We start from the raw sequence: 17,714 nt of genomic DNA on the forward strand, positions 1-17,714 counted from the left end.
GGTTGGCTGTAACGTCAGAAGGTGATCATCAGCGCGGCAGCGAGCCCGACCGGCATCATCGGCCGCGGACGTGATCGCTCCCTGCTTCTCAACCAGGTGCTCCTCGGGTCGGTGGTCCTGCTGGCGGCCATTCTCGTCGTGATCTTCGACGCGGTCGCCGACGGAGTTCTCCTCATCCTGGGTGTGACCGCGGTCTTCGTCGCCACCGGGGCCGCCTTCGTGCTCCCATGGAACCGATTCCCGGCGCTCGCAATGCTCGTGCTTCCTCTCGCCGACATCGGGGCGATCGTCCTCATGCGTAGCGCCGCGCCCGATGCGGCACTCGGACTCATGTGGGCCTTTCCTGCGATCTGGATCGCCTCCGCCTTCGGTGGTTGGGGAGCGCTCCTCGGCAGCGGTCTGATCACGATCGCCTACTGGGCGCAGAACCTCGCAGACCCGGCCCAGACGATCAACCCGGGCACCTTCTTGTTTCCGGTGATGATCGGTGGCCTCGCGACGATCGCCGCGATCGGATCGCGGCGAGCGATAGCTCAACGAACACTCCTCGACAAGCAGTCCTTGTTCCTCCAGCGTTCGGTCGACCGTGCCCGTCGGCAGGAAGACCTCGTCACGGAGGTGCTGCAGGCGGTCGATTTCGGTGTGATCCGCTTGACTCCCGACGGATCGATGGTCGTCACTAATGAAGCCCACGGCCGGTTGCAGCGCGCGAGAGCGGAGACCTCGCGTGCGTATGCGGCCGACGGTATATCTCCGCTCGATGACGAGGACCTTCCGCTGGCGCGCGCACGGAGGGGCGAGGTCTTCGAGAACACCCTCGTCTGGCACGGCGATCCCGGGGATGAAAACCGGCGGGCTCTGCGCTCGACCGCACGCCGGCTCGTCGACAAGGACCTCTCAGACGCGGGCATGGTCATTGTCACCCTCGACGCGACCGCGGAGGAACTGGCGCTGCGGGCGCGCGCCGACCTGATCGCGTCGGTCTCCCACGAACTTCGCACTCCGCTGACATCGATCACCGGTTATGTCGAACTCGCACTCGACGATCCGAGCCTCTCGCCCGTCAGCCGCCGGAGCCTCGAAGTCGTGGAGCGCAACGCCGGCCGTCTCCTCGACATCGTGGCCGATCTGCTCACGGCATCCGCGGCATCGCATCAAGGCGTGGAGCTCACGCTTCGTACCGTCCCGACCGACCTGTCGACCGTCGTGGAGGCGGCGGTGGAGGCCGCCCTCCCGCGCGCACAGGAACGCAGAGTGCAGATCGACACATCCGCCGTGGAGTCGGTCTGGGCCATCGCCGACCCCCACCGGATGCGTCAAGTCGTCGACAACCTGCTGTCCAACGCCATCAAGTACAACCACGTCGGCGGACGCGTCGAGGTCGGGCTCACGGGCGACGCGAGTCACGTCTGGCTGGCCGTCAGCGACAACGGGCCGGGGATCGCGGAGTCGGAGCTTCCGCGACTGTTCGAGCGCTTCTTCCGCTCCGGCCTCGTGCGCAACTCGACGACCCACGGGAGCGGTCTGGGCCTCGCGATCAGCCGCGAGATCGTCCGCGCCCACGGCGGTGACATCACCGTTCGCACCGTCCTCCATGAGGGAGCCATGTTCATCGTGCGCCTGCCGGCGTTGTCTTCGAGAGAGGGGACGCGATCGTGATCGACCTCTTCACGGTGAACGTGATCGTGGCCGTCGTGACGATCACCGCCGGAGTGCTGTACCTCGTTGAGACCATCCTGCGCCGCGAGGTCGGAGCCGGTCGCGTGTGGGCGCTCGCGTTCCTGGGCGGCATGCTCACCGTCGTCGCCTATCTCGTGTGGCAGCAGGCGTCGGAGCCGTGGATCGCGATCGCCGTCGGCAATGCGTCGCTCGTAGCCACCTCCGGCTGTTTCTGGCTCGGTTGTCGTACCTTCAATGGGCGCGCGACCAGGTTCGCGGGAACTGCCGTAGCCGTGGTCGCCGTCGCCACGATGCTGTCCGCACTCGTCGCGGGCCCGCGAGGCGGGGAGTGGGCGGGAGCCGAGCTGATGTTCGTCGGCATCGCCGCGTTCGCCGCGCTCGGTTCGTTCGAGTCTCGCCGAGGCGCGATGGGAGCGATGTGGAGCTCGCTCGGCTTCACGATCGTGCTTGCCTTCGTCGCCGTGTTCTACTTCGGTCGGGCGGTCGTCCTCGCCGTCCTCGGGCCAGATAGCGACCTCTTTCGCACGTGGCTCAACTCGAGCATCACCGGCATCGTCTCCATCGTCCTCACCCTGGTCGCGCTCACCACCGCGACGATGCTGCGCAGCGGACGGGTCACGGTGCGACAGGATCACGACGGCAACCTCCTCCGTGTCTCGCCGGAAGGGATTCTGGAGGAGTCATCGTTTCGCGCGGCGCTGCCGACCGTTGCCGCCCGGTCCGAGGCGGCGGGCCGCGTCTTTGCCGTGGTGGCGATGCGTATGGACGACCTTGCACAGATCAGCCTCGCGTTCGGAAGCACGGAGGAGGAGGCACTGCGCACCCAGTTCCGGGCCGGTGTTCGCCGGTTCGCTCCCACGTTCGCGCTCGTCGGTCTCGGAGCCGACAACTCGATGGTGATGGCCTTCGAGCCCGATTCCGCCGCCGAAGCGGGCCGCGTCGCGAGCCGCATCCAGCGCCGACTCCTCGATGGATTCGCCGACCGGGGGAGCGCGGTGATCCCGGTGCTGGGAGTCGGAGTGGCCGTCAGCCTCGATATGGGCTACGACCCCCTCCTCCTGCAGGAGGAGGCAAGTGCCGCTGCCCGACGGTCTTCGACGAGCGTCGACGCGTCGGTGATCTTCGCCGAACCTCCGCGCGACCTGTCGGGCAGCGACGCCGCCATCGCGGGAGAGTAGTGTCCGTGCTCAGACGGCGGACGGCCCTCAGCGGGAACGCTCAGAGGGTCAACCGGTAGCCGATTCCTCGTACGGTCTCGATCCATCGGGGATGCGTGGCAGATTCGCCGAGCTTGCGACGCAGGTTTGCGACGTGAACCTCGATGGCGCGCGTGTCGTGGTCGCTGATGTACGAGATGCCCAGATGGCTCTCACCCCGCAGCATGAGGGCGAGCTCGCCCTTGCCGACCACGCGTCGGCCGGCCGCGAGAAGATCGTGGAGGATATCGAACTCGCTCCGCGTGAGATCGAGCTCGGCTCCGTCGGCGCTCGCGACACGCATGTCGGGATGCAGGCGCAGTCCCTTGTGGTTGAGCCAGCCGGCGTCATCCGGCGTCGTCACGGCCGTCATCGGCCCGGTTGCGGTCGCATCGGTCGTGGTCGTCTCCGTGCCGAGCGTCCGCGGACGCCGCAGCATCGCCTCCACTCGTGCCCGGAGCTCGCGTGGGCGGAACGGCTTGGTGATGTAGTCGTCCGCTCCGGACTGAAGCCCCTGGAGAGTATCGATCTCATCCGCTCGCGCCGTCAGCATGACGATGTACGTGTCGCTGACAGCCCGAATCCGGCGAGCCGTCTCGAAGCCGTCCATTCCGGGCAGGCTGACGTCGAGCGTCGTGATGATCGGCTGATGGTCGCGGATCAACTCGAGGCCGTCCACCCCGGTCCCCGCGGGATGCACCGTGAATCCGGCCTGGTCGAGCACCTCGGAGATGAGCGATCGGATGTCGGGGTCGTCTTCGATGACGACGGCGACCTTCGAATCCGGCACCGGGGATACCTCCGTCTGCCGGTCGACGGTTCTACGGAGGGGACCGGCACCGGCGATGATATCCCAGAAGGAGTGTCGGAACGGGACCGCCGTCGGATGTGTCGCCGGGCTCATCCGCAGACCGCGCCCGTGGAAGAGCGGTCTTCGGTGACCTGGAAGTAGATCGAGCTGCTCTGGCCCCAACCCCAGTTGGTGGGCGTCTTGGCGGTGAGCATGGGCAACTGGGCACAGGACCAACCATTGTCGGGAATGGCTTGTTGTGCCGGGGCGACCAGGCCGGCGGTCGCCCACGAGAACGGTCCGCCCGCGGTGGAGAGATCGATCGTGAACTGGATGTAGCCGCCGCCGGCGTTCGAGTTGAAGACGACCGAGTAGCCACGAGTGCGTGCGCCGGGGTTGCCCCATTCGCCCTGGAGCTGGATCGAGGTCACTGAGCATCGGCCGCCGGGCTTGGGCGTGCCGTTCGGGTTCATGGCGGTGCAGCCGATTGCGGAGGCCGGAACCCACGAGCCGCCCGTTGCAACGACGGACGCCGATGTGCTGTCGGTCCATGCGGCCGAGGTGTCGCCGATCGAGCCGGCCACACCGGCACCCGCGACGAGGCTGCCGAGTGCGATGAGGAGAGCCGTCATGCGCAGGCGCGTCAGTCTCATGAGAGTTCCTCCCTCGCGTCGCGAGACTGAGGCTTTCGACGCGTGGACACGACAACGATGCCCCCGGCCATCAGCAGACCGCTTCCGATGAGGATCAGCACCAGCGGGAGCTGAGCGCCGGTCGCCGCGAGTGCCGGTCCACCGGCCGCCGTGCCGCCGCCGGTCGCTCCCGGTTCCACGGCGCTACTGTCGACCTCGGCCTCGACCAGACTGATCAGGCCGTCCGCGGAGATGTCTGCGGTGCTGGCGTCCTCGGGAACCGTCAAGCCGAGGACGAGACGGTAGTCGCCGGGATCGAGGACCTCGCCCTTCAGCTGAGACAGCTCTCTGCAGACCCCCGTCGTGCCGCATACGGTAGCGGTCCAGGCCCCATCCCCGTCGAGCAGGAACGTGGCGTCGAACACAGCGGCGCGGACGTCGACATGAAACGGCTGCTCGTGGGAGACCGTTTCGCCGGGGAGGACAACGCCGAAGTCATGTGTCAGCGGGACCGACTGAGCGACAGCGGGCGCCGGCTGCGCAAGGGCGGACACGCCGCCGGCGACGAGGACCACGAGGCCCAGTACGAGAATGCGGGTCCCCGTCATCGCTGGGCCAGCTCTCGCCATTGCGCGCGTGTCATCGTGATGCCGGCCTCGAGCTCAGACCGGGGCGCCCCCGACGCCACCGATCCTTCCGCGTCCGCGACGAGCACCGGGCTTGCCGTCCCCCCGACCGCAGTCCCCTCGCGTGCGCCGGCCGGGACCCCCCGTTCCCGCGATGGCCGACGTGTCGGCGCCGGGAGCAACAGCGTGATGCCGAGCAGCGCGACCAGCCCGACCACCAACGGGATCGCGACCCCGGGTGTCGTCAGTCGCTGGACAGCGGATCCCCATCCGCTGAGCTGCACGGCGGGCTGCCACACACGGTCGCCGACGGTGTAATCCAGGGCATCGGACGCGGCGTTGTTGTCGCCCTTCATCGAGACCTGATACGTCCCATCGCCGGTCGCGGCGATCTTCTCGATGCGGTGCGTCACGAGGTTCCCCGTCAGCTCGGACGGAAGGCTCACGACGTCACCCACGTCGAGCCCCTTCGTCTCGACCGGGACGTCGATCAGCAGGTCTCCGGTCATGATCTGAGGCTCCATCGAACCCGAGATCACGATGAGAGGCTTCACGAGCCCCATGGCGGTCGCTCCCCAGAGGACCGCGCAGAGCAGACCCACCGCGGCGAGCGTCCACAGCACGATCTCGGCAAGGCGGCGCAGGATCTGCATCGTCATTCCTCTCTCGTGGTGTCGTTCGTCGCGGTGGGTCTGTCGGGGGTGCTTACGGGGCGACTGCGGTGCCGGTCACCGTGACGATGATCGTGCCCGACTTGCCCTGGTTGCTCGCCGCCCAGTTGCTGTCGGTCGTGACCTTCAGCTGGAACTGGTCGGAGGCGCCGGCCCCGGACTCGGCCGTGAGGGAAGCCGACAGGCCTTCCACGGTGGCGTTCGGGTTCGCGGTGAAGGTGGAGGCGGGGGAGGAAGCCCACTCGACCGTCGGCGTCAGGGCGGCACCGACGCTGCCGAGGTTCTTCACCCACAGGTCGATGGTGCGGGTCTCACCGGGGACGAGGTTCTGAAGCGCCGTGGCAGGGACGACCAGCTGGATCGACCCCTTGGAGTCCGACTCCTGCCAGGTGGTTCCGTTGAGGGAACCCTGGAGGTTGAAGGTCGCCGCCTCCGCCTTGGCGGAGAAGAAGACGTTGTCGCTCCATGCCGCGCTGGTCGCCGCGGCACCGATGCCGCCGACGGCGAGGGCCGCGAGAGTGAAGGCGAGAACAGCGCGCCGCTTGCTCTTGCGCTGCGGCTGTTCGAGAGACGTGGTGTTTTCGGGCGTGCTCATGACGTGCCTTTCGGGCTGAGAGCCGGGCGCCACGGCACGCCGACCGGCCCCCCGTTCCGGCGGGCAGTCGCGTCTGCTGGAACGGGGGATCAGGTCGGTCTGTTCGGGCAGACCGGACTGTTCGGGTAACCGAGTCGGGTTCGGGTCCAGCTCGGTGGGGGCTTCGTTTCGGGTTCGAAGCCAGCAAGGAACACGTTAGAACCCGACTCTCAGGAAACCCTCAAGGCAGGCTCAAGCGTCGCTTCGCCTTATCAGAGAACATCATCAGCGCCGCCGCATGGCATCCTCAGTGTCATGGCTCTCATCGCGCTCACCGGCGGAATCGCCTCGGGGAAGTCGACGATCGCGCACAGACTGAGGTCCCACGGCGCCGTCGTCGTCGATGCCGACGCCGTCGTGCGCGACGTCCAACGGGCGGGGTCCCCCGTCCTGGAGCAGATCCGAGACGCGTTCGGGGACGGTGTCGTCGGCCTGGACGGCGCGCTCGATCGTGCGGCTCTGGCCGGAATCGTCTTCACGGACGATGCAGCGCGCGAACGACTCAACGCGATCGTCCACCCCGCGGTGCGGGCCGAGTCAGCACGGCGGTTCGAGGAGGCGTTCGCCCACGACCCCGACGCGATCGTCGTGTACGACGTTCCGCTCCTCGTCGAGGCGCGCGCCGACGAGCCGTGGGATCTCGTCGTGCTCGCCCATGCGCCGGCGGGGGTGCGACGGGAGCGGCTCGTGAGCCTGCGGGGCATGACGGACGAAGAGGCGCGGGCGCGCGTCGCCGCTCAGACCAGCGACGCGCAACGCCTGGCGATCGCCGATGTCGTCATCGACACGGCGGGTTCTCTGGAGGAGACGCTCGCTCAGACCGACGCCTTGTGGCGTCGCTTGCGGGGTCAGCCGGGTCCGTCCTGAACGGCGGCCGCCTTCTTCCGCGCGGCGACGGAGCGGCGCCGCCGTCGCACGATGAACACCGCCGCGACGATGAGCCCGGCCAGGAGAAGCCCGGCAAGGATCGGCACGAAGATCGCCGAGAGCGTCAGCGCGAACGACGACGCATCCTCCGCGGTGGACACCAGCGGCGCCGCTAGCCCCGCCGTCGCGAGGTTGGCGAGAGGCCGCGCCGCGGCCTTGACGGCGTGAACCGCGAGCGCGAGCAGTACCCCGACGACCACCGGGACCCATCCGTTGTCCGCGAAGAAGGACGCCGGGTCATCGACGCGGACGGCCTGGGAGGCGGAGCCCGCGCCGAAGACGATGCCTCCCGAGGCAGGACGCACGACGGTCTGGATGATGTCGTTCACGGAGTCCACAGCGGGAATCTTGTCCGCCACGATTTCGATGACGAGGAGGATCCCGGTGATCCACAGCGCGATGTCGCTGGAGATCCACGCCCAGGTCTCGGGGATGTGGACCGCTGGAACCACTCGATCTGCAAGCCCGAGCACGAACAGGGGCATCCACGCGTTCAGTCCTGCCGCTGCGGCCAGACCGGACCCCACCAGGAACTCGAGCATGTCGTCCACCCTACGGGTCGCGACATTCTGAAACGGCGAGGCAATCCCTCGTTCATCTCTGCGGCGTATCGTCCGTGCACAGCGCGGAAGGAAGGAGATCGCCGATGCGACGGATGGTCGACGACCACGAGTGGGATGACTTCGCCGTCGGCGACTTCGAGTCCGGCGAAGACGACGAGGTCTGAGCCTCGCCGAGCGCGAACACCGGTCCCGGTGTCGGAGCCCCGGCCTACGCTGGAGGAATGCAGACCACCCGATCCGTGCGCCCGTTCGAGGTCGTCAGCGAGTACTCGCCCAGCGGGGACCAGCCGCAAGCGATCGCGGAGCTGGCGGCGCGCATCAACGCGGGAGAGACCGACGTCGTCCTGCTCGGCGCGACGGGCACGGGAAAGTCGGCGACCACTGCGTGGTTGATCGAACAGGTGCAGCGGCCCACGCTCGTTCTCGCCCACAACAAGACCCTCGCGGCCCAGCTGGCCAACGAGTTCCGCGACCTCATGCCGCACAACGCGGTCGAGTACTTCGTGAGCTACTACGACTATTACCAACCCGAGGCGTACGTTCCGCAGACAGACACCTTCATCGAGAAGGACTCCTCGATCAACGCCGAGGTCGAGCGGCTCCGCCACTCGACGACCAACTCGCTGCTCAGTCGCCGAGACGTCGTCGTGGTCTCCACCGTTTCGTGCATCTATGGCCTCGGCGCCCCGGAGGAGTACCTCCGCGCGATGGTCGCCCTGCAGGTGGGGGAGAGGTACGACCGCGACGCCCTCATCCGTAAGTTCATCGCGATGCAGTACAACCGCAACGACGTCGACTTCTCACGAGGCAACTTCCGCGTGCGTGGAGACACCATCGAGATCATCCCGGTCTACGAGGAGTACGCCGTGCGTATCGAGCTCTTCGGCGACGAGATCGAAGCGCTCTACATGCTCCATCCCCTGACGGGTGAGGTCGTCCAGAAGCTCGACAGCGTGCCGATCTTCCCCGCCTCGCACTACGTCGCGGGCACCGACACGGTACAGCGGGCCATCGGAACGATCGAGACGGAGCTCGCCTCTCGACTGGCCGAGCTCGAGGGGCAGGGCAAGCTTCTCGAGGCGCAGCGGCTGAGGATGCGCACCACCTTCGATCTCGAGATGCTGCAGCAGCTCGGCTTCTGCTCCGGGATCGAGAACTACTCCCGCCACTTGGACGGACGCTCCGCGGGCGAGCCGCCGCACACGCTGCTCGACTTCTTCCCCGACGACTTCCTACTCGTGATCGACGAGTCGCACGTCACCGTGCCGCAGATCGGCGCGATGTATGAGGGAGACGCCTCGCGCAAGCGCACGCTCGTCGATCACGGCTTCCGGCTTCCCAGCGCGCTCGACAACCGCCCGCTGCGTTTCGACGAGTTCAAACAGCGCATCGGACAGACGGTCTATCTGTCGGCCACGCCCGGCCGATATGAGATGGGCATCGCCGACGGGGTGGTCGAGCAGATCATCCGCCCGACCGGCCTGGTCGATCCGCAGATCATCGTCAAGCCCTCGAAGGGGCAGATCGACGACCTGCTGGAAGAGATTCGGGTGCGGGTGGAGCGGGACGAGCGCGTCCTCGTCACGACGCTCACCAAGAAGATGGCGGAGGAGTTGACCGACTTCTTGGGGGAGCACGGGGTGCGTGTGCGCTACCTGCACTCCGACGTCGATACCCTCCGCCGTGTCGAGCTCCTCACTGAGCTGCGGTCGGGTGTCTACGACGTGCTCGTGGGGATCAACCTGCTCCGAGAAGGCCTCGACCTTCCCGAGGTGTCGCTCGTCGCCATCCTCGACGCCGATAAGGAGGGCTTCCTCCGTTCGGGTACGTCGTTGATCCAGACGATCGGTCGCGCGGCGCGCAACGTCTCCGGCGAGGTGCACATGTACGCCGATAACATGACCGACTCGATGCGCTCTGCCATCGACGAGACCGAGCGCCGCCGCGAGCGGCAGCTCGAGTACAACGCGGAGAACGGCATCGATCCGCAGCCCTTGCGCAAGCGCATCGCAGACATCACCGATGTGCTGGCACGAGAGGCCTCCGACACGCAGGAGCTTCTCTCCCGCAAGAACGCCAGCGGCAAAGGCAAGAGCCCCACGCCGCGCTTGCGGCGGGAAGGCATCGCTGCGGAAGGGGCGAACCAGCTCGAGGCGACGATCGCCGACCTGTCGGCCCAGATGCTCGCTGCGGCCGGGGAATTGAAGTTCGAGCTTGCGGCCCGGTTGCGCGACGAGGTTCAGGATCTCAAGAAGGAGCTTCGCGCGATGGAGCGTGCCGGTCACGCGTAAGCGGCGCCACTCGGGCTGGGCTCGCGTCAGCGATCGAGCGACCGGTCAGGGACAGTGCATGAGCGGCTTCGGGCCGCTGCGATCGAAGGTGTGCTCCGACATCGGATGACCGCACAGCGGACACGCGCGGCCGGTGCGCTCCGGCTCCGGCTCGGTGTCATACGGACCGACGGAGGCCGGTCCGGCGAACCGGATGAGCCGGCTGTTGAGGTACGCGTACCAGCCGCCCGCCTCGCGAACGCGTTGGCGAAGGGTCGAATCCGGTTCGCTTCGTGTCATGATGATTAGTGTACTAAGGATTGGATAGGTGGATGGACGCGCGTGACGAGATGCTCGCTCTGGAGAGCCAACTGTGCTTCGCGCTCGTGACGGCCGCGCGGAACGTCGTCTCCCTGTACCGGCCGATTCTCGAGCCACTCGGGCTGACGCATCCGCAGTACCTCGTGATGCTCGCCCTCTGGGAGCAGTCGCCCCGGTCGCTCGCGGACCTCGCGGAGGCTCTCGCGATGGAGCCGGCGACGCTGTCGCCGCTCGTGAAGCGATTGGAGGCTCAAGGCAGGGTCGAGCGCAGCCGCCGCTCCGATGACGAACGCGTTCTCGACATCGCGCTCTCAGCCGACGGGCGGGCATTGCGCGAACGGGCCCTCGAGGTGCCCGGAGCGGTCATGGAACGAGTGGGGATGGACGTCGCGGAGATCGTCGAGCTCCGCGAAGCGCTGGCCAGGTTTGCGGGCCCGCGATCCCGGCATGGCCGCTCCGGAGCCGATGTCGGAACCCCGACCTAGACTTGTCCGGTGCCCATCGTCCCCGTCGCTTCCCCGTCGAAACTGAGTGTCCGTGGCGCCCGCGTCCACAACCTGAAGGATGTCGATCTCGACATTCCGCGCGACGCGTTGGTCGTGTTCACCGGCCTCTCCGGCTCCGGAAAATCGAGCCTCGCGTTCGACACGATCTTCGCCGAGGGACAGCGTCGCTATGTCGAGTCCCTGAGCTCGTACGCGCGCCAGTTCCTCGGGCAGGTGGACCGTCCCGACGTCGACTTCATCGAGGGACTGAGCCCTGCCGTCTCCATCGACCAGAAGTCGACCAACCGCAACCCGCGTTCGACGGTCGGAACCATCACCGAGATCCACGACTACATGCGGCTGCTGTGGGCGCGGATCGGTGTCCCGCACTGCCCGACCTGCGGTGAGCGCATCCAGCGACAGACCGTGCAACAGATCGCCGATCAGCTCGCCGAGCTCCCCGAGCGCACCCGCTATCAGATCGTCGCGCCGGTCGTCTCTCAGAAGAAGGGGGAGTTCGTCGACCTCTTCAAGGAGCTGTCCGCCAAGGGCTATGCCCGCGCGGTGGTCGATGGTGAACTCATTCAGCTCGCCGAACCGCCGACACTCAAGAAGAGCTACAAGCACGACATCGCCGTCGTGGTCGATCGGCTCGTCGCGGCCCCGGATCTCCTCGGCCGCATCACCGATTCCGTCGAGACCGCGCTGGGACTCGCCGGCGGCGTCATGCAGGTCAACTTCGTGGACGCCGAAGGCGACGAGGCATGGCAGAGCTACTCCGAGAAGCTGGCCTGCCCCAACGGTCACCCGCTCCAGCTGACGGAGATCGAGCCGCGCACGTTCTCGTTCAACGCCCCCTTCGGCGCATGTCCGGCTTGCTCGGGACTCGGCACGCGCATGTCCGTCGACGTCGACCTCCTGCTGGGAGATGAGGAGCTCTCGATCAACGAGGGCGCGATCCTGCCCTGGACCACTCAGGGCAAGGGGCTGTTCCAGTACTATGAGCGGCTGCTCGTCGGTCTGGCCGACGACCTCGACTTCTCGCTGGACACACCATGGCGCGACCTCCCCGACCGCGTGAAGGAAGCGGTGCTCCGCGGCGAGAACTTCAAGGTCACGGTCCGATGGAAGAACCGTTACGGGCGCGAGATGCGCTATACCTCGGGGTTCGAGGGCGTGATCCCCTACATCGAGCGTCAGTACACGCAGGCGGAGTCCGACACACAGCGCCAGCGCTGGGCGGAGTACCTCCGAGAGGTCCCGTGCCCGGTGTGTCAGGGCGACCGACTCAAGCCGGAGGTCCTCGCAGTTCGCGTCCACGGGCACTCGATCGCCGACGCATCGCGCATGAGCCTCGGAGAAGCGCAGGTCTACTTCGCGGAACTGGAACTGACCGATCGAGAGGCGCAGATCGCGGCGGCGGTGCTCCGTGAGATCCGCGCGCGGCTCGACTTCCTCATCCAGGTGGGCCTGAACTACCTGAGCCTCGGCCGCTCCGCCGGGTCGCTGTCCGGAGGCGAGGCGCAGCGCATTCGGCTCGCGACGCAGATCGGCTCCGGCCTCACCGGTGTGCTCTACGTCCTCGACGAGCCGTCGATCGGCCTGCATCAGCGAGACAATCGACGTCTGATCGAGACGCTGGTGCGCCTGAAGAGCCTCGGCAACACGCTGATCGTCGTCGAGCACGACGAGGAGACGATCGATGCCGCCGACTGGGTGGTCGACATCGGGCCCCGCGCCGGTGTGCACGGCGGCGAGGTCGTCCATTCCGGCCCCCTTGCGTCGCTCCTGGAAGACGACCGCTCGGTGACGGGCGCCTACCTGAGCGGTCGGCGCCAGATCGAGACGCCTCGCACGCGGAGGAAGATCGACAAGAAGCGTGTCGTCACGGTCGTGGGCGCGCGGGAGAACAACCTCAAGAACGTCACCGTCGACTTTCCGCTCGGCGTGCTGACGGCGGTCACCGGTGTCAGCGGCTCGGGGAAGTCGACCCTCGTGAACGGCATCCTGTATGAGGTGCTGGCGACGCGTCTGAACGGTGCGCGACGGGTGGCGGGCAAGCACACTCGCGTGACGGGTCTGGAGAACCTCGACAAGGTCGTCCACGTCGATCAGGCGCCCATCGGACGCACGCCCCGCTCCAATCCTGCGACCTACACGGGGGTGTTCGACCGCATCCGCACGCTGTTCAGCGAGACGCCGGAAGCCAAGGCGCGGGGGTATCAACCGGGTCGGTTCAGCTTCAACGTCAAGGGCGGCCGCTGCGAAGCCTGTTCGGGCGACGGCACGATCAAGATCGAGATGAACTTCCTGCCCGACGTGTATGTGGATTGTGAGGTGTGTCACGGTCAGCGGTACAACCGCGACACGCTCGCCGTCCACTACAAGGGCAAGAACATCGCTGAGGTGCTCGATATGCCGATCTCTGAGGCGGCGGAGTTCTTCGAGCCGATCCAGGCGATCCACCGGTACTTGCGGACCCTCGTGGACGTCGGCCTCGGCTATGTGCGCCTGGGCCAATCGGCGACGACCCTGTCTGGGGGCGAGGCGCAACGCGTGAAGCTCGCGACCGAACTGCAGCGCCGCTCCAACGGACGCAGTGTCTATGTCCTGGACGAGCCGACGACGGGCCTCCACTTCGAGGACGTACGCCGCCTCCTCGAGGTGCTGGGTGGTCTCGTCGACAAGGGCAACACGGTCATCGTCATCGAGCACAACCTCGACGTCATCAAGTCCAGCGACTGGATCATCGATCTCGGTCCCGAGGGAGGCGCCGGCGGCGGACAGATCGTGGCGACCGGCACCCCCGAGCAGGTCGCCGCTGTTCCCGAGAGTCACACCGGAACCTTCTTGGCGGAGATCCTCCCGACCGGAACGGCAGCGACCGCGCGCAAGGCCGGCTGAGATGGCCTCTCCGCTGTCCTATCGGCCCAAGCCGGGGGAGATCCCCACGGATCCTGGGGTCTACCGCTTCCGTGACGCCGATGGACGCGTCCTGTACGTCGGCAAGGCGAAGAACCTGCGTGCGCGCCTTTCCAACTACTTCGCTCCGCTGCACACGCTCCACGAACGCACGCGGCGGATGGTCACGACTGCCGCGTCGGTGGAGTGGACCGTCGTCGCCACCGACGTCGACTCCCTGCAGCTGGAGTACATGTGGATTCAGGAGTTCTCGCCGCCGTTCAACGTCCGGTACAAGGACGACAAGTCCTACCCCTACCTGGCGGTGACGTTGGCGGACGAAGCACCGCGGGTGATCGTGACCCGCAACCGCAAGATCCCGGGGGCGAAGTACTTCGGTCCTTATCCCAAGGTGTGGGCCGTCCACGACACGATCGACCTGATGATCAAGGTCTTCCCGATCCGCACCTGTAGCGACGCCTCGTACAAGAAGGCGATGGCCACCGGGAGGCCTTGCTTTCCGGGCCAGATCGGACGGTGCGGTGGCCCGTGCTCGATGACGGTGACGATCGAGGAGCACCGCGCGATCGTCGAGGACTTCATCGCCTTCCTGTCGGGGGGTGACCAGCGATTCACGCGCGAGCTCACGGCGCGGATGAGGGAAGCCGCAGCCGCCCTCGACTACGAGTCTGCTGCCGTCTACCGCGACAAGCTGACCGCGATCGATGCCGTGCTCAACAAGAGCGCCCTCGTGCTCGCTTCCGACACCGATGCCGACCTGTTCGGAGTGGCCGAAGATGAGCTGTCCGCCGCGGTCCAGCACTTCGTCGTGCGGGGCGGACGCGTGCGCGGAGTGCGGGCGATGACCATCGACAAGGAGCTCGACATTACGAGCGCTGAGTTGATCGACCAGGTTCTCCAGCGCACCTACGGCGACGCGGTCGCCGCTGACATCCCCCGGCAGGTGCTCGTGCCGCGCCTTCCCGACGATGCCGCCGAGCTGGAGGCATGGCTGCAGGCCCGCAGGGGGAAGCGCGTGTCGATCCAGGTCGCGCAGCGGGGTCGCAAGTCGGAACTCATGAAAACGGCGATGCTCAATGCTCAGCAGGCGCTGATGCTGCACAAGACGCGTCGTACCAGCGACTACACCGCACGCACCCGGGCACTGACCGACCTGCAGGAGGCCCTCGGGATGACCGAGGCGCCGCTGCGGATCGAGTGCTTCGACGTGTCGCACCTCTCCGGCACGAACGTCGTCGCCTCGATGGTGGTCTTCGAAGACGGACTCGCCCGCAAGGACCAGTACCGCTCGTTCTCGGTGGCCGAGACGACCGACGATACCGATTCCCTCTACCAAGTACTGCGCAGACGCCTCGCTCATGTCGATTCCGACGAAGCCGCAGAGGCCGGCGCCGGGGGAGTGGGCGATGCGATGGACACCGACTCGGCGGCGGGCGGCGACGAGGAGGCGGTGGTCGTCACCGCCCGGAAGCGCCCTCGATTCGCTTATCGTCCTCAGCTCCTCGTCGTCGACGGGGGAAAGCCGCAGGTCGAAGCGGCCGCCCGCGCGCTGCGCGACGCCGGGCACGAGGAGATCGCCCTCTGCGGGATCGCGAAGCGACTCGAGGAAGTCTGGCTTCCCGGCGAGGACTTCCCCGTGATCCTGCCGCGCACCTCTGAGGCGCTCTATCTTCTCCAACGCCTGCGTGACGAGGCGCACCGATTCGCGATCACCCACCAGCGCAAGCGCCGTAAGCGCGACATCTCTTCGGTGCTGAGCGAAGTCCCGGGGCTTGGTGATGCACGTATCAAGGCGTTGCTCCGGCATTTCGGGTCGGTGTCGGCCTTGCGGGCGGCGCCGCCGGAGGAGATCACGCAGGTTCCGGGGGTCGGGCCCGCGTTGGCCGCCGCCATTCACGCACATCTCTCGGGATCCTGACCGGGCGCTCGTCGCTCTCCGGCGGGGTATCGATAGGCTGAGACACAGCAAGAGACGGGGGAACACGTGGCAGGCGCGGCAGGCGAGGTCCTGATCGTCACCGGCATGTCCGGAGCCGGGAGGACGACGGCAGCCAACGCTCTGGAGGACATGGGATGGTATGTCGTCGACAACCTTCCGCCGCAGATGTTGCGCCCGCTCCTGGAGATCTCGGAGGCCGCTGCCGGGGCACTTCCGAAGGTTGCCGCCGTGGTCGATGTCCGGGGGAGGGACCTCTTCGGAGCGCTCCCCGCCGTCACGCAGGCCTTGCGGGGCGGCCGACCTCTGCGCGTGCTCTTCCTCGACGCCTCCGACGACGTGCTCGTGCGGCGATTCGAATCGGTGAGACGGCCGCACCCGCTGCAGGACGACGGCACCCTGTTGGACGGCATTCATCGCGAGCGTGAGCGGCTGTCGGCCATACGCGAGGGCGCCGACGTGATCCTAGACACCAGCTCGCTGAACATCCATCAACTGGCGACACGCGTGACCGACCTCTTCCGCGAGGAAGGAGACGCCCGGCACACGCTTACCGTCATGAGCTTCGGCTTCAAGTACGGACTGCCGACCGATGTCGACCTCGTCGCCGACATGCGATTCCTCCCGAATCCGTTCTGGATCCCCGAGCTGAAGGCGCACACGGGGGAAGAGCCCCAGGTGCGGGACTACGTGCTGTCGCAACAGGGTGCGCTCGAGTTCATCGACACCTACGCGCGCGCTGCGACCCGTGCTGGAGGGGTACCAACGCGAGAACAAGCAGCATTCGGTCGTGGCGGTCGGGTGCACAGGGGGCAAGCACCGCTCCGTCGTGACGGCGCTGGAACTGGCTCGCCGGCTGAGCTCCGTGCCCGGTGTCGCCGTGCGCGTGAAACACCGCGACCTCGGTCGCGAGTAGGCTGGATGTTTGCCGCGGAGACCCCGCACCCCGGACAGGAACGAAGGACCGCCGTGTCGTTGACCGCAGACGTGAAGGCCGAACTTGCAACCGTCCGCGACCCTCGCCCCACGGCGCGCGTCGCGGAGCTGACAGCGATTCTGCGCTTCTCGGGCGGCCTGCATTCGATCGCCGGGCGGGTCGCCGTCGAAGCGGAGTTGGAGTCCGACATCCTTGCCCGTCGAGCGGCTCGCGAGATCATGGAGATCTACGGCGTCCGGCCGGAGCTCGTCCACGTGCAGGCCTCCGGCGGCCGTGCCGGCGGCCATTTCGCCGTGCGGGTCATCGAGGGCGGTGAGACACTCGCCCGTCAGACCGGCCTGCTGGATCAGCGGCGACGTCCCGTGCGCGGGCTTCCCAACCGTCTCACCACGGGCTCCCGTGGCGATCTCGCCGCGATCTGGCGCGGCGCTTTCCTGGCCTCCGGCGCCCTGTCGGACCCCGGCCGGTCGGCGGCCTTGGAGATTTCCTGCCCCTCTCCGGAGGCAGCGATGGCCCTCGTGGGGGCTGGCCACCGACTCGGCATCGCCGCGAAGGCGCGCGAAGTCCGTGGTGCTCCCCGTGTGGTCGTCCGCGATGGTGAGGCAATCCGGGCCGCCTTGGCCGAGATGGGTGCCGTCCGCACGGCGCGCGCGTGGGAGGAGTTGCGACAGCGACGTGAAGTGAGGGCGGGCGTCAACCGGCTGGTGAACTTCGACGACGCCAACCTGCGCCGATCCGCGCAGGCTGCCGTCGCCGCTTGCGCGCGCGTGGAACGCGCTCTCGAGATCCTCGGCGAGGACGTGCCCGAGCACCTTCGCCAAGCGGGCGACTTGCGGCTCGCGCACCGCGACGCCAGCCTTGACGAGCTCGGTCATCACGCCGATCCGCCGATGACGAAGGACGCCGTAGCCGGTCGGATCCGTCGCCTCCTGGCCATGGCTGACAAGAAGGCAGCTGCTGAGGGGATCCCCGACACCGAGTCCGCGGTTCCGGCTGGTCTCGACGATTGACCGCACGAGGTCGACAGAAGTTCCCCGCAGCGGGAAGCAACCCCCTGGTGCGGTTGTTGACCACCAATAGACTGGAAAACAGTCCGTTCCGACAGGCCCGCCGCCCACGCGGCG

Annotated in this window: 15 protein-coding genes and 1 pseudogene; 9 read left to right on the forward strand and 7 right to left on the reverse strand. The window is 67.3% G+C overall.

The window, feature by feature from the left end; all coding sequences use genetic code 11:
- Positions 1–21: 21 nt before the first annotated feature.
- Together AVP41_RS01165 and AVP41_RS01170 are read left to right on the forward strand one after the other, a co-directional pair.
- Entirely contained in the window at positions 22–1,659 is a 1,638-nt protein-coding gene (locus tag AVP41_RS01165; protein ID WP_067159577.1) for a sensor histidine kinase, read from the forward strand.
- Positions 1,656–2,858 carry a GGDEF domain-containing protein gene (locus tag AVP41_RS01170; RefSeq protein WP_067159580.1) on the forward strand — a complete coding sequence of 401 codons (1,203 nt, stop codon included), beginning with the start codon at positions 1,656–1,658 and terminating at the stop codon, positions 2,856–2,858. Before AVP41_RS01165 ends, AVP41_RS01170 begins: the two co-directional genes overlap by 4 nt.
- Before the next feature lie 40 nt (positions 2,859–2,898).
- Here AVP41_RS01170 and AVP41_RS01175 read toward each other — a convergent pair whose 3' ends face one another.
- From AVP41_RS01175 to AVP41_RS01195, 5 genes are all read right to left on the reverse strand, one after another.
- Positions 2,899–3,666 carry a response regulator transcription factor gene (locus AVP41_RS01175; protein WP_067162671.1) on the reverse strand — a complete coding sequence of 256 codons (768 nt, stop codon included), beginning with the start codon at positions 3,664–3,666 and terminating at the stop codon, positions 2,899–2,901.
- A 110-nt stretch (positions 3,667–3,776) separates the two neighbouring features.
- A complete protein-coding gene (locus AVP41_RS01180) occupies positions 3,777–4,319 on the reverse strand; it encodes a hypothetical protein (RefSeq protein ID WP_067159582.1) in 543 nt (180 codons plus the stop codon).
- Positions 4,316–4,906 (reverse strand): hypothetical protein, encoded by a 591-nt coding sequence (locus tag AVP41_RS01185; protein WP_067159585.1) that lies wholly within the window; start codon positions 4,904–4,906, stop codon positions 4,316–4,318. Before AVP41_RS01185 ends, AVP41_RS01180 begins: the two co-directional genes overlap by 4 nt.
- On the reverse strand, positions 4,903–5,583 hold the full coding sequence (locus AVP41_RS01190) for a signal peptidase I (RefSeq protein ID WP_067159588.1): 681 nt from the start codon (positions 5,581–5,583) through the stop codon (positions 4,903–4,905). Before AVP41_RS01190 ends, AVP41_RS01185 begins: the two co-directional genes overlap by 4 nt.
- A gap of 46 nt (positions 5,584–5,629) precedes the next feature.
- Positions 5,630–6,190, reverse strand: a complete 561-nt coding sequence (locus tag AVP41_RS01195) for a hypothetical protein (protein WP_067159591.1) — start codon at positions 6,188–6,190, stop codon at positions 5,630–5,632.
- Between the two features lie 294 nt (positions 6,191–6,484).
- On the opposite strand from AVP41_RS01195, the gene coaE reads away from it, so the two are divergent.
- Positions 6,485–7,096: a dephospho-CoA kinase gene (gene coaE / locus AVP41_RS01200; RefSeq protein ID WP_067159594.1), complete on the forward strand. Its 612-nt coding sequence runs from the start codon at positions 6,485–6,487 to the stop codon at positions 7,094–7,096.
- On the opposite strand, the gene AVP41_RS01205 is transcribed toward coaE, so the two are convergent.
- The gene (locus AVP41_RS01205) at positions 7,078–7,698 is read right to left on the reverse strand and encodes a DUF4126 domain-containing protein (RefSeq protein ID WP_067162672.1); all 621 of its coding nucleotides are present in this window, start codon (positions 7,696–7,698) and stop codon (positions 7,078–7,080) included. The genes coaE and AVP41_RS01205 overlap by 19 nt on opposite strands.
- Positions 7,699–7,940: 242 nt before the next feature.
- On the opposite strand from AVP41_RS01205, the gene uvrB reads away from it, so the two are divergent.
- Positions 7,941–10,010, forward strand: a complete 2,070-nt coding sequence (gene uvrB / locus AVP41_RS01210) for an excinuclease ABC subunit UvrB (RefSeq protein WP_067159597.1) — start codon at positions 7,941–7,943, stop codon at positions 10,008–10,010.
- A 45-nt stretch (positions 10,011–10,055) separates the two neighbouring features.
- On the opposite strand, the gene AVP41_RS01215 is transcribed toward uvrB, so the two are convergent.
- On the reverse strand, positions 10,056–10,289 hold the full coding sequence (locus tag AVP41_RS01215) for a hypothetical protein (protein WP_067159600.1): 234 nt from the start codon (positions 10,287–10,289) through the stop codon (positions 10,056–10,058).
- A gap of 32 nt (positions 10,290–10,321) precedes the next feature.
- Between AVP41_RS01215 and AVP41_RS01220 the strand changes: the two genes are divergently transcribed.
- The 5 genes and pseudogenes from AVP41_RS01220 to whiA all read left to right on the forward strand — a co-directional run bounded on the left by AVP41_RS01220 (position 10,322) and on the right by whiA (position 17,600).
- A complete protein-coding gene (locus AVP41_RS01220; protein WP_067159603.1) occupies positions 10,322–10,795 on the forward strand; it encodes a MarR family winged helix-turn-helix transcriptional regulator in 474 nt (157 codons plus the stop codon).
- Between the two features lie 9 nt (positions 10,796–10,804).
- The gene (gene uvrA, locus AVP41_RS01225) at positions 10,805–13,699 is read left to right on the forward strand and encodes an excinuclease ABC subunit UvrA (protein ID WP_067159606.1); all 2,895 of its coding nucleotides are present in this window, start codon (positions 10,805–10,807) and stop codon (positions 13,697–13,699) included.
- Position 13,700: 1 nt separating this feature from the next.
- Positions 13,701–15,635, forward strand: coding sequence for an excinuclease ABC subunit UvrC (gene uvrC, locus AVP41_RS01230; protein WP_067159609.1), 1,935 nt, complete (start codon positions 13,701–13,703; stop codon positions 15,633–15,635).
- A gap of 105 nt (positions 15,636–15,740) precedes the next feature.
- Positions 15,741–16,569 (forward strand): annotated as a pseudogene (gene rapZ, locus AVP41_RS16250) (RNase adapter RapZ).
- A 53-nt stretch (positions 16,570–16,622) separates the two neighbouring features.
- Positions 16,623–17,600: a DNA-binding protein WhiA gene (gene whiA / locus AVP41_RS01235; protein WP_067162674.1), complete on the forward strand. Its 978-nt coding sequence runs from the start codon at positions 16,623–16,625 to the stop codon at positions 17,598–17,600.
- Positions 17,601–17,714 lie beyond the last annotated feature (114 nt).

This window comes from Microbacterium sp. TNHR37B (assembly GCF_001620065.1).
In the GTDB taxonomy this organism is placed as follows: Bacteria; Actinomycetota; Actinomycetes; order Actinomycetales; family Microbacteriaceae; genus Microbacterium.